The following is a 12,916-nucleotide window of genomic DNA, read 5'->3' as shown; positions in this document are numbered from 1 at the left end:
ATTTAAATAAAAATAACAGTTTAAAACCGTTCCTTTTGGAGCGGTTTTTTTAATTTTAATCCTTAAAATAAAAGTTTCATGAAACGTTTCAGAAATATAATGGCCGCTTTTACATTGACGGTGTCCGGTTTTATGTTCTCACAGGTAAAACCTCTGGATGCAATGCTGTCTGATTATCAATATCCTTACGAAGTTCATTTCCTTACTTTACAATCTCAGGGCGAAGATTTGAAAATGGCCTATATGGATGTACAGCCACAAAAATCCAATGGAAAAACAATAATGCTTCTTCATGGGAAAAATTTCAATGGAGCGTATTGGGAGAGAACTGCAAAAGACTTGTCTGCAAAAGGATTCAGAGTGGTGATTCCTGATCAGATCGGATTCGGAAAATCTTCCAAGCCTCATGCCTACCAGTTTTCTTTTTCACAGCTGGCAGAAAATACAAAAGCCGTTTTGGATGAACTGAAGATTGATAAAGCTATAGTCCTGGGACACTCGATGGGAGGAATGGTAGCCACTAGATTTACATTGCTGTATCCGGAGAAAGTACAAAAATTGATTCTTGAAAACCCGATCGGACTTGAAGACTATAAAACTTTTGCTTCGTATCAGACCATCGATCAGGCGTATCAGTCCGAACTTAAAAATACAGCGGAAACCTATAAAAATTATCAGCTGAAATTCTATTATGACAACAAATGGAAACAGGAATATCAGCCCTGGCTTGACCTGATAGCAGGATGGACACTCCATAAAGATTATCCTCAGGTAGCCTGGGATGCAGCCCTTACCACGGATATGATCTACAACCAGCCGGTTTGTTATGAATTTAAAAACATCAAAGTTCCTACACTGCTGATCATTGGAACAAGAGACAGAACTGCAATAGGAAAGGATAGGGCACCTAAAGAGCTGCAGCCGAAAATGGGACAGTATCAGGAATTGGGAAAGAAAACCCAGCATGAAATTGCCGGTTCAAAGCTTGTAGAGATTGAAAATGTAGGGCATCTCCCGCATATAGAAGTATACCCAAAATTCATTGAAGCCCTGTATAATTTTATACAATAAATTAATTTTAAACTATAAAATATTTGAAACATTAAGTTTTCATAAATGATTCTGCTTAATTTTTTCATCTTTGATGAAGCTTAATTATTCTTATCATCTTCACTAAACTTAATGTTTCAAAATTAATTCTTTTTACCCTCAAATAATAATAGTGGACAAACTCCAATTCCCGAAAATAAGACACATGAAATTCCCAGGTTTTGTATAAAACCAATGCTTATCAGCCCTAAACCTATCATAACATAGTAAATTAACCCCAATAAAGCCCCGGCGCTACCGGTTTCGTTTTTATAATTGACGAGCGCCGTACTCAGAATATTCGGGATCGCAATGCTGAATGCCATAACAATGAAGAAATAAGGAATTAAAAAATAGATTCCTGAGCTTGTCAGCATCCATACAAAAATGGAGGCAAAAAAGGCTAGCAATACCCCAGTTTTAACCAAATATTCAGATGGTATATTCTTTAATAATAAAAACCTGTTAAGTTGTGCTCCCGCAAATGTACCACCCGCCAGAATAATACTGCTGTATCCTAAAACGTAGTAGGAATACTGATTTTCTTTAAAGATAAACGGAGCAAGCGAATAGTACGAAAACAACAGTACATTAAAACTCATAATCAGCAGACAGCATCTGATGATCGAAGAGTCACGAAGCATCCGTTTTAAGAGGCTTGCCAAAGTACCTATGTTGATTATTTTCTTTGAATAGTTAGTCTCGGAAACTTTATTCCTGGAGAGAATAAAAAATAAGAGTGCCAGCAGACATAATGTTATAAATACTCCCTGGTGTCCTATAGAAGCAGCCAGTACCGAACCGGTAATCATTCCGACCACCGGGCTGATCGATAAACCAATTCCGATCCATGAAAATACTTTGCTGATATTGTCTTTATCATAAGTATCCCTTAGAATCGTCTGCGTTACAATAGAACCCACCGAAATTCCGAATGCAGAAATAATCCTGGCACTAAGAAGAATCATAAAATTAGGTGCAAAAATGGCTGCCATAGTTCCGATTCCGTAAGTGATAAGCCCGTATTCCAGTGATTTCTTTCTTCCGATCCTGTCACATTGTACTCCCCAAAATGCGACCCCCACAGCAAATGCTATAAAATATAAACTGATTGTCAACGTGGCCGATTCTTCCTTCACTCCGAATTGTTCCTGAACCATTGGCAAGACAGGGCTGTAAATGGTTTCTACAAACTGCGGAAGCATTACGAGCAGAGTCAGCAGCCAGATAGGATTTGTCTTCTTCATTTTTTTTCTGCAAAGTTTCCAAAAAATCAATGTATATTTATAATGATATAAAAACAAAAAACATCATAAATAGGACATGGCCATATTAGGACAAAATGAAGAGTTTGATGCAGATTCCGTTCCGGGGAAAGTAATCGGAATAGCCTCTGATATGGTGATGCATGATTCCGGCTTTCATTTTCATAAAACGAAGGCTCAGTTGTTGTATGCACCGTCGGGCTGTATGACGGTCACCACTTCTGACCGGCAGCTGGTTCTCCCTCCATTTAGAATGCTTTGGATTCCTGCCCATGAAATTCACCGGGTAAATTTCCGAAATATTGTCGCCTATAGATCTATCTATTTTGATACAAGTTATGCCGAAAAATATATAGGTTCCGGTCTTAATGTTTTACATGTAAATCCTTTATTAAAAGAAATTATCGAAAGAATTTGTTTTTGGGAATGGTCGGATCTCAAAATTGATCAGACTCATCTTTTAAAGGTATTCTGGGACGAAATGAACAAGGCGCCGGAAGAAAATCTGGAGCTAAAAATGCCTCATGACAGACGCCTAAAAAAAATAGCTGAAGAATGGACGCAACGCTATTCTATGCCTCCTATGCTGAAAGATCTTGCAGAGCGCACGGGAGCGGTGGAGAAAACAATTAGCAGGATTTTTAAAAAGGAAACAGGATTGCCCTATCAGGAATGGAGGCAGCAATGGCGGTTACAGCGATCGATTGAGCTTTTGGTAGAAGGCAATTCAATAGGAGAGGTGTCTCATATCCTAGACTTCTCTTCAGACAGTGCTTTTATTGAATTTTTCAAGAAACATACAGGTTCTACACCTTTGCAGTACCTGATGAAAAACGAGTAACCGTTAAGTAGGTAAAAAAGAGGTTGGGAAGAGAATGTGTTTAAACCAAAAGAAAGATTAAAGATTTCTTTAAGTTGTTAACCATGTCAAGGTTTTAAACCTTGACATGGTTAATGGTTAACGGTTAATGGTGTATGATATAGTAAAAGAAAGTCAGGATAACTTCTATTCTAAAAATATAAGATTTTTCTTAACTCATCTTACCTGCTAAAAAGCTCTTAATAGTTTAAAAATTCATAAATATTTCTTGTCCTATGCAAAGTCCATTGAATAATTATTTTCATAAAATTGTATAAGTCAATAGAATAGTTTTATAAAAAATAAAAGATATGGACAATTATAATACTACAATTGAACTCAAGGCTACGGCAGAGAATACTTATGAAGCAATTGCTCATCAGATTCCTCTTTGGTGGTCCGAGCTGTTTATTGGTGAATCAGCAAAGACGGGAGATATATTTACAGTAAGATTTGGAGACCATATTCACAAGACAATACGAATAAAAGAAGCAATACCCCATTCAAGGGTGATCTGGTCTGTTGAAGATTCACTGATTGCTATTCCTGAATTAAAAAATCAGAAAGAATGGATTGGAACAACTGTAGTCTGGGAAATGGAACAAAAGGAAAACAGCAGTTTGCTGCAGCTTACCCATGTAGGTTTGAATCCAACTGTGGAATGTTATACGATTTGTTCTGGTGGCTGGAACCAGTTTACCGGAAGTCTGAAACTCTTTTTGGAAACCGGAACCGGAGCACCATACAAAAACTAAGGAAATGTTTTTAACAAAAAAAGAGACTGTTTATAAGTAAACAGCCTCTTTTTGTATGTATTGTTGTCTGAATTATTTCTTCTTGTAAGCAGCGTCTTTGATTCTTGCTTTTTTACCTCTAAGGTCTCTGAAGTAGTAAATTCTAGCTCTTCTAACTCTACCTCTTCTATCAACTTCAATTTTTTGAAGTGCAGGTAAGTTAATAGGGAATACTCTTTCTACACCTACATCACCACTCATTTTTCTGATCGTGAAAGTTTTTGTAGAACCAGTACCTCTTAATTGGATAACTGTTCCTTTGAAGAACTGAGTTCTTGTCTTTTGTCCTTCTTTAATTTCGTAATACACAGTAATTGTATCACCTGCTTTGAATTCAGGGAATTCTTTTTTCGCAATGTACTTGTCTTGTACGTACTTTAATAAATCCATTATTAATAAAATAAAATGTTAAGGCTAAGCAACTTACACGTTTTTCGTCAGAGGTTGAATAACAGGTTGCAAATGTACAAAATAGTTTTTGAATATGCCAAACATTTAATGTACTAAAAACTATAATTTTTTCATTCTGGTTTTGTTAAAAAGTTAACGGTTTCTTTAAAATACCATCAGGCTGAGTTTACATGGGAAGTCTACTTTTGCCCGAAGTAAAAAATCTGAGTAAAGATTTTTAAATGACTGATTTACAATTCGAAATTCTATATGTTATTTTAAAACGAAAACGATTATGAAACATTATTTCTTCTTTTTTTGTTTCGCGGTCCAGATGGCTTTCGGGCAGGCTTTGTTTCCCTATTTACAAAACCCGACTCCGAACTCTATGATCGTCAATTGGAAAACTGCTTCCAACAATGAAACAACTGTGATCTATGGAGATTCTCCAACGAATCTAAGTGTAACGGTAACGGGAACCACCAATATCTTCTCAGATACGGGGTACAATAACAATTACTATTATCATACGGCAAAGGTTACCAATCTGCAGCCGAATACAAAGTATTATTATAAGATAAAAACGGGAACCAGTGAGTCTGCCGTTTATAATTTCAGAACACTTCCTTTACCGGGACAACCTGTAACTGCCAATGGGAAGATCCGCTTCCTGATCATGGGAGACAACCAGATCAAAGCAGAACCGAGATATGACACTCTTACCTTGAATGCCTATAAGAAATTAAAGGAAAAATTCGGTGCCACTTCAGATCCGTCTGATAATATTGCTCTTACTTTTATGGTGGGAGATCAGGTAGATGTGGGAACATTGGATCATTATGAAAATGTTCACTTTAAAAAGAATATTAAGCTATCACCTTATCTGCCTATTCAGACCACTGTAGGAAATCATGAAACCTATGGAACGATGGGGATGAATTCTTACTATGCTCACTTTTATATTGATGAAATTAGCTATAAAGGAATAAGCTCAGGAAATGAAAATTATTATGCTCAGCAGGCTGGTAATGTATTATTCGTAAGTTTAAGTTCAGAACATACGGGATCTGCACAGCAGACCTGGCTTCAGCAGGTCTTAACAGCGGCTAATAATGATGCTACTGTAGACTGGATTATTTCTTTGAGCCACAGACCTTATCAGGCGGAGCAGTATGTAGGAGATATTTCTACCTGGGTGAGAGAAAATGCAGTACCACTTCTGGTAACTTCTGACAAATATTTAATGCATGTAGGTGCTCACCATCACCTGTACCACAGAGGTCAGCTTAAAGATTCACCCAACTATCAGATCATCTCCGGAGGAACAGCTTGGGATCAGTATTGGGGAATGTCTAATGAGAAGGATTTTGATGATGTTCAGAAAACATTGACAGACTGGACCTATCAGATTGTAGAAGTAGATATTCCGACAGGAAAAGTGGATATTGAATGTTATTCTATCGGAGGAGTATACAACAAGAAAAATAATGTGCTGGTAGATTCTTTCCACAGGTATAAAAACCAGCCTAAACCAGCGAAACCTTCTATTACAAACAATTTCTCAGGTCCGGTTACTTTACCTCTGACATTGGATGGAAGTGCCTTTTCATCTTCAAATGGAGAGCTTTTGAATACAACACAATTTATGATCAGTAAGACTTCCAATTTTTCTGTGATTGAAAAAGAATTCTACCGTGATTTTGAAAACTGGTTCGGGAAAGACGGAAACGGAACACCGGATAAGACCAAAAACCTGAATGATGGGGTAGATATTACAAAAGCAACTTTGGCTACGAATTCTATTCCAAACGGTATCTATTACGTGAAAACGCGTTACAGAGACAGAAACCTTGAGTGGAGCGACTGGAGTGATGTGAAGCAGTTTGAAGTTACAGGAAGTGTGGTTTCAAATCCTACATTTACTTTAAACAAAGCAGAATATGCTCAGAATGAAGCGATCATCGCTACTTATACTGGAGGTCCCGGAAATCAGCAGGATTGGGTAGGGATCTATAAGAAAGGACAAACTCCGGCTTCAACGACTTCACAAGGATTTATCTATACCAATGGGCAGACTGCTGGTACAGCTACTTTCACTAATGGATTGGCTAGTAAAGGTCAATATTTTGCAGGATTTTTTGCTAACGGTGGGTATACAGAAATCACGCCAAGGAAAAATTTCTATGTAGGACCGAAAGTTCAGCTGCAGGCTACCGCTGATACTTATCCTGTGGGAGGAACGGTTGTCATCAATTTTACAGAGGGACCAAATTTACAGAAAGACTGGATCGGAATTTATAAAATGGGACAAACTGCCGGGACTACAGCTTCTATTAAATGGAGTTATGTGACTACAGCATCAGGAACCCTTAATTTCACAGGACTTCCGAAAGGATATTATTATGCTCAGTATTTACTGGAAGACGGATATAACGGAATCGGAGAGAAGGTATTCTTTAAAGTAGGAGATATCGTTACCGATTTATGGATCAACAAACCGGTATATACCTTAGGAGAAAATATCACTGCTTCATGGACAGATTCTCCGGGAATCATCAAAGACTGGCTGGGAATTTACCCACAGAATGTTCAGACACCGGATGATAATTTTGTTTCTTATACCTATTTTGATGGAGTAACTCAGGGAACAAAAACAATACAAGGAACGGCGGTACCTGCAACTCCAGGAAACTATTATATGGTAATGTTTACCAATGACTCTTATACAGAAGTTTCCAACAGAGTACAGTTCCAGGTGGCTTCACCAACGTTGGGAACTGAAGAAACAAGGAGCACAGAGAAAAATGTAGTGTTGTATCCAAACCCAACGAAACCGGGACAGCCTACCTTTATCAAAAGTGATTACCCGATTGAAAAAATTGAATTAGTCTCAGCTTCAGGAGAGTTATTATATGTATCGAAAAATATCAATAACCAGCGTTTCTCTCTGGTGAATGAGAACCTTCCGGCAGGTGTTTATTTTGTAAAAGTACACGGAAGAAAACTATTTACTTTAAAATTGATCATTCAGTAAAAAGTAAACTACACACAATTATAATTTTAGAGGCTGTCATTTCTGACAGCCTCTTTTTCATTTAATTTTTTACGGATCTTGTGTTAACTAAAAAACGGTTCCAAAAATTGAAACCGTCTTTTAATATATAGATAGTGATTAGTCAAAATAGTATAAATCTTCCTCATTGAGTATCGTCTGGTTTTCAGCAGAAACATATTCTCCTTGTGCATCAGCAAGAGTTTTGGTTTCCTGAACAAGCTTTCCTTCCGTATTATACACTTTTAACAGGACCCATTTTCCATTACGTTCAAGTTCCTTTGATCCATTTCCTGTTCTTAGCTTAATCTTTCCGCTTTGAAGAATACCTCCTTTTACTGAAGATTTGCTGGCAGGCTTACCCTTTACGTATTGTACCACTTGTGCTGTGAAGCTGTAATCATAATTTCCCTCTTCGTTCAGAGGCTGATTAAAGGTGTACAAAATAACTCCTTTATTATCATAAATCGTTGCATCATAGGCGGTTTGTTTAGCGTTCATCTTTTTTTCATAATTCAGCTTATGATCCTCAGAGAAGCTTTTTGTACTCACAATGATACCGTCTTTATACAGCGTTTCATTAAAACCTTCATAAGCAGTACCATTATAAGGCATTTCATCTTTATAGGTCAACGTAGATTTTAGTTTTCCATCCGGAGAATAGTATTTAATCTCCTGAGTGACATACTCTTTTAAAGTTTTCTCAGACAATAACTTCCCTTCTTCGTCAAAAGCTTTACTCAATATAATAGATCCGTTTTGGTATACATCAATACCAGACGTCTTGGTATAATCATAGCTGAGCTGATAATCTTCGCCCTCCACCGGCTTGAAAGTATCACTTTCTTTATCATACTGATACACCAGGTGGCCTATTTTTTTGCCGGATTCATCATAAGTAGTTTTATAGCCGTCTTTTTTATTGTTTTTCTGCTCCTGCAGAAGTTTTCCGTTTTTACCATAAACAACACCTTCCTTTACACTTCCGTCACTTTTATATTTTTCGATTTTAGAAATCCTCATCGGATTTGGATAATAGTCTACCAGTAGGCTTTCCCCGGAACCTGAAGAAGCTGTACCAATGAGTTTCCCCTTTTCTCCGTAATATTTGGTTTCATTGCTGCCGTCTTTGCTGGAATAGGTCTCATACCTTATTCCTTTAACATCTTCATCATAAACAATAGTCTTTACAGGTAAAGATTTCTCATAAGTGGTAATACTGTTGTAAAAATATTCATTTTCAGGATCTTTATAAACGAATGCTTTTCCATCGTAAGTACCATCAGACTTATAAACCACATCCTCTGTAAGTCTTCCTTTTTCATCATAAGACTGAGAAACTCCTGTCTGCTTACCATTAGAAAATGTCGTTGTACTCATGATTTTCCCTTCAGGAGTATACCAGGTTACTTTTCCGTCAAAAACTTCACTGTTGGGAGTGGTGTCAGAAGCAAGACCTTCCATTTGGAGCTTTCCGTCCTTGTAGAAATCTTTGATAAGGGTAAGTTTTCCCTTAGGAGTCGTTTCACGGTAGTATTCCATTTTATCCTGGGTCGTTTTTTCCCAGTTTTCATCGAAATAAGTTTTTTCCTGTGCATACACGTTGATGCTGAGTATCAATGCAAGTAATGCTGAGGCAAATAATTTTTTCATGATTTTATTTAAGCTTTGGTTTTTATATATAATTAATATGATGATCGGTGTTGAATTGTAAACCTGCAGAAGGTCAAAAGAAATAGAAGAGACAGTAATTGTCTGTTGTGAAATAATTTTTACATTGAAAATTGTGTTAAAAAATAAATTATATCCGGAAACAATAAAATATCCTATATTTCCTGGTTTAAAGGTTCAAATATAAATCAATTTGGCGAGAAATACGATAAAAAATGAATAGGCTTGTTCGTTTCTTGTGGCGAAATTTTGATTGTAATGTGTTTTTAAAGGCTATAAATGCTATTTTAAAAAGTGGGAAATACAGAATCTTTTCCGGCCATCGGATATACAAGAAAATTTATTAAATTTAGCCAACAGAAAAATCTAATATTTCATGATAGATAAAAGAGTAAAAAATGCAAAGGAGGCCATCGAAGGAATTAATGATGGAATGACACTGATGCTTGGCGGATTTGGACTTTGCGGAATCCCTGAAAACTCAATTAATGCTTTGGTAGAAAGTGATGTGAAAGATCTGACTTGTATTTCAAACAATGCAGGAGTAGATGATTTCGGATTAGGATTGCTGCTTCATAAAAGACAGATCAAGAAAATGATCTCTTCTTATGTAGGAGAAAATGCCGAGTTTGAAAGACAGATGCTTTCAGGTGAACTAGACGTAGAACTTACTCCACAGGGAACTTTAGCGGAAAAATGCAGAGCTGCTCAGGCAGGAATTCCTGCTTTTTATACCCCTGCAGGCTACGGAACTGAAGTAGCAGAAGGAAAAGAAATAAAAGAATTCAAAGGAAAGCCTCATATTCTGGAACACGCTTACGAAGCAGATTATTCTATTGTAAAAGCATGGAAAGGAGATCACGCCGGAAATCTTATTTTTAAAGGATCTGCGAGAAATTTCAACCATCCGATGGCAGGCGCTGCAAAGATTACGATTGCTGAAGTAGAAGAATTGGTAGAACCGGGACAATTAGACCCGAACGAAATCCATATTCCGGGAATCATGATTCAAAGAATTTTCCAGGGAGAAAAATTTGAAAAAAGAATAGAGCAGAGAACAGTGAGAACTAAAGAATAAGCTCACATAATAAAAAAAAGCGCTGAAAATACATTCAGCGCTTTTTTTATGATTGAGGAGTAAGTGTCTTTCTTTCTCCGATTTGTTGTCTCCACATGGCGTAGTATAATCCTTTTTCTGCAATCAGATTGCTGTGGGAACCTGTTTCAACTACTTGTCCGCGTTCAAGAACATATATTTTATCTGCATGCATAATCGTACTTAAACGGTGAGCAATAAGCACGGTGATCTGTTCCTTTTCTTTTGAAATGTCCTTTATAGTGGTCGTAATTTCCTCTTCAGTAATGCTATCCAGCGCAGAAGTAGCTTCGTCAAAGATCAAAAGGTGAGGTTTTCTTAAAAGAGCTCGTGCAATGGCAATTCTTTGTTTTTCACCACCACTCAGCTTCAGACCACCTTCACCGATAACCGTTTCAATGCCTTTTTCTGCTCTTTCAAGCAAACCAGTACAGCTTGACTTCTGCAAAGCAATGGCAATTTCCTGTTCAGTAGCTGCAGGATTTACAAAAAGAAGATTTTCTTTAATAGTCCCTGCAAATAATTGGGTGTCCTGGGTTACAAAACCAATCTGGTTTCTCAATTCATCAAAATCGAATTCTTTTCCGTTGATGCCATTGTAGAAAATATTTCCTTCCTGAGGTCTGTACAGCCCAACCAGCAATTTTACCAATGTACTTTTCCCAGAACCGCTTGGCCCTACAAAAGCAATCGTTTCACCGTTTTTCAGGTCAAAAGAGATATTATTTAAAGCTTTATATTGGGCAGACTGATGTTTGAAAGAAACGTGTTTGAATTCCAGTTCTTCAATGGCACCAATTTGCTTAGGATGAAGAGGTTTTTCTTCTACCTCCTTTTTCATCAAACGGTCAAAATTCTGAAGAGAAGCCTCAGCTTCACGGTAAGAAATAATGATGTTCCCGATTTCCTGCATCGGCCCGAAAATAAAGAAACCATAAAACATAAGAGACAGATACTGCCCCGGAGTTACAATGTTTTTAAAAATTAAATACAATAAAGTCAGGGTAATCATCTGCTGAAGAAAATTGACCATCGTTCCCTGGATAAAACTTAAAGAACGGATGCTTTTCACCTTTCTCAGCTCGAGACCAAGGATCTTATAAGTGTTGTTATTTAAACGGATTACTTCCTGGTTGGTTAATCCTAAACTCTTAACAATTTCAATATTTCTTAAGCTTTCTGTAGTACTTCCGGCTAAAGCAGTGGTTTCGGTAACAATACTTTTCTGGATCCCTTTTATTCTCTTGCTCAATAGATTGGTGACAAAAGCAATCAGAAAAATTCCACATATATAAACCGGCATGATGGACCAATGTAAACGGATAGCATACACTGAAACGAAAATAATGCTGACTAAAATTCCAAAGAAAATATTGATGAAATTGGTGATGAATTTTACAGTATCTTCTCTTACTTTTGTTAAAATAGATAAAGTTTCACCACTTCTCTGATCCTCAAATTCCTGATAAGGAAGGGCCATAGAATGCTTTAAACCATCTGTAAATATTTTAGCTCCAAACTTCTGTGTAATCACACTGACTACGTAATCCTGAAAAGCCTTGGCAATTCTACTTATCATTGCAGTCCCGATCAGCAAACCCAGAAAATAAAAAGCGCCATGGTATATTGTGCTTCCATATAAATATTCATTCAGATTTCTGGGAAGTAATTTTTCTTTATCAAAAAAATTAGGATGAGTAACCAGCTGGTCAAGAATATTCCCTGTAATAGCAGGAGCAAATAAAGAAAAAACCTGATTAATAGTAGCCAAAAATAATGAAATGAGAATCAGCCACTGATAAGGTTTAAGATATTTAAAAAGTATTTTCATTCGATTAAAATAATGGAGCAAAATTACAGATATTATTTTAACTAACAGTGTTAATTGTTGAATACAACAAAGCCCTTTTGTATTCAAGTGAAAATAATTAAATTGCAGTCTAAGTTTTTATTATGCTTACAAAAGAACAAATTGCCAAAAGAATTTCAAAAGAACTGAAAGATCGTTATTATGTAAACCTGGGAATTGGAATTCCTACTTTGGTTGCCAACTATGTTCCGGAAGGTATTTCCGTAGAATTCCAGAGTGAGAATGGAGTTTTGGGGATGGGACCTTTCCCTTTTGAAGGAGAAGAAGATGCCGATGTCATCAATGCCGGAAAACAAACTATTACTATTCTGGAAGGAGGTTCATTCTTCGATTCTGCATTCAGTTTCGGGATGATCCGCGGTCAGAAAGTAGACCTTACTATCCTTGGAGCGATGGAAGTTTCAGAAAACGGGGATATTGCCAACTGGAAAATTCCAGGGAAAATGGTGAAAGGAATGGGAGGTGCTATGGATCTGGTAGCTTCTGCTGAAAATATTATTGTTGCGATGATGCACGTAAACAAAGCAGGAGAAAGCAAAATCCTAAAAAAATGTACACTTCCTCTAACAGGAGTAAACTGTGTGAAAAAAGTGGTTACTGAACTTGCCGTTCTGGATGTAACTCCGGCTGGATTTAAACTGGTTGAAAGAGCACCGGGAGTTTCAGTAGAAGACATTATCAAAGCTACAGAAGCAGATCTGATCATTGAAGGAGACATTCCTGAAATGCAATTCTAATCAGACTATAATAAATAAATATTCGGCCTCACAAAGTGAGGCCGAATATTTTATATGACATAGGAAATCGGAGCGTTAAGAAAATTCTATTGT

Annotated in this window: 10 protein-coding genes; 6 read left to right on the top strand and 4 right to left on the bottom strand. The window is 36.9% G+C overall.

Going from position 1 to position 12,916, the window contains the following annotated elements; all coding sequences use genetic code 11:
* Window positions 1-78 precede the first annotated feature (78 nt).
* Entirely contained in the window at window positions 79-1,071 is a 993-nt protein-coding gene (locus DBR39_RS00050) for an alpha/beta fold hydrolase (protein WP_185147102.1), read from the top strand.
* A 122-nt stretch (window positions 1,072-1,193) separates the two neighbouring features.
* Here DBR39_RS00050 and DBR39_RS00045 read toward each other — a convergent pair whose 3' ends face one another.
* Complete coding sequence (locus DBR39_RS00045) at window positions 1,194-2,336, bottom strand: MFS transporter (protein ID WP_124530308.1); 1,143 nt, start codon at window positions 2,334-2,336, stop codon at window positions 1,194-1,196.
* A gap of 76 nt (window positions 2,337-2,412) precedes the next feature.
* Between DBR39_RS00045 and DBR39_RS00040 the strand changes: the two genes are divergently transcribed.
* A complete protein-coding gene (locus tag DBR39_RS00040; RefSeq protein WP_124530307.1) occupies window positions 2,413-3,195 on the top strand; it encodes an AraC family transcriptional regulator in 783 nt (260 codons plus the stop codon).
* Between the two features lie 329 nt (window positions 3,196-3,524).
* On the top strand, window positions 3,525-3,968 hold the full coding sequence (locus DBR39_RS00035) for an SRPBCC family protein (protein ID WP_124530306.1): 444 nt from the start codon (window positions 3,525-3,527) through the stop codon (window positions 3,966-3,968).
* 72 nt (window positions 3,969-4,040) lie between these two features.
* Here DBR39_RS00035 and rplS read toward each other — a convergent pair whose 3' ends face one another.
* Window positions 4,041-4,397, bottom strand: coding sequence for a 50S ribosomal protein L19 (gene rplS, locus DBR39_RS00030; protein ID WP_068942389.1), 357 nt, complete (start codon window positions 4,395-4,397; stop codon window positions 4,041-4,043).
* A 295-nt stretch (window positions 4,398-4,692) separates the two neighbouring features.
* Here rplS and DBR39_RS00025 point away from each other — a divergent pair, with 295 nt between their 5' ends.
* Window positions 4,693-7,431 (top strand): fibronectin type III domain-containing protein, encoded by a 2,739-nt coding sequence (locus DBR39_RS00025; protein WP_124530305.1) that lies wholly within the window; start codon window positions 4,693-4,695, stop codon window positions 7,429-7,431.
* 138 nt (window positions 7,432-7,569) lie between these two features.
* On the opposite strand, the gene DBR39_RS00020 is transcribed toward DBR39_RS00025, so the two are convergent.
* The gene (locus DBR39_RS00020; protein WP_124530304.1) at window positions 7,570-9,102 is read right to left on the bottom strand and encodes a membrane-binding protein; all 1,533 of its coding nucleotides are present in this window, start codon (window positions 9,100-9,102) and stop codon (window positions 7,570-7,572) included.
* A 394-nt stretch (window positions 9,103-9,496) separates the two neighbouring features.
* On the opposite strand from DBR39_RS00020, the gene DBR39_RS00015 reads away from it, so the two are divergent.
* Window positions 9,497-10,198: a CoA transferase subunit A gene (locus DBR39_RS00015; protein ID WP_109738099.1), complete on the top strand. Its 702-nt coding sequence runs from the start codon at window positions 9,497-9,499 to the stop codon at window positions 10,196-10,198.
* 46 nt (window positions 10,199-10,244) lie between these two features.
* Here the strand turns inward: DBR39_RS00015 and DBR39_RS00010 are convergent, their stop codons facing one another.
* Window positions 10,245-12,047: an ABC transporter ATP-binding protein gene (locus DBR39_RS00010; RefSeq protein WP_124530303.1), complete on the bottom strand. Its 1,803-nt coding sequence runs from the start codon at window positions 12,045-12,047 to the stop codon at window positions 10,245-10,247.
* Window positions 12,048-12,169: 122 nt separating this feature from the next.
* Here DBR39_RS00010 and DBR39_RS00005 point away from each other — a divergent pair, with 122 nt between their 5' ends.
* Window positions 12,170-12,823, top strand: coding sequence for a CoA transferase subunit B (locus DBR39_RS00005; protein ID WP_124530302.1), 654 nt, complete (start codon window positions 12,170-12,172; stop codon window positions 12,821-12,823).
* Window positions 12,824-12,916: the final 93 nt, after the last annotated feature.

The organism is Chryseobacterium sp. KBW03, from assembly GCF_003852415.1.
Classification (GTDB): domain Bacteria; phylum Bacteroidota; class Bacteroidia; order Flavobacteriales; family Weeksellaceae; genus Chryseobacterium; species Chryseobacterium viscerum.
The sequence above is the reverse complement of the archived record's forward strand: the minus strand, read 5'-3'. Positions and strand labels throughout refer to the sequence as shown.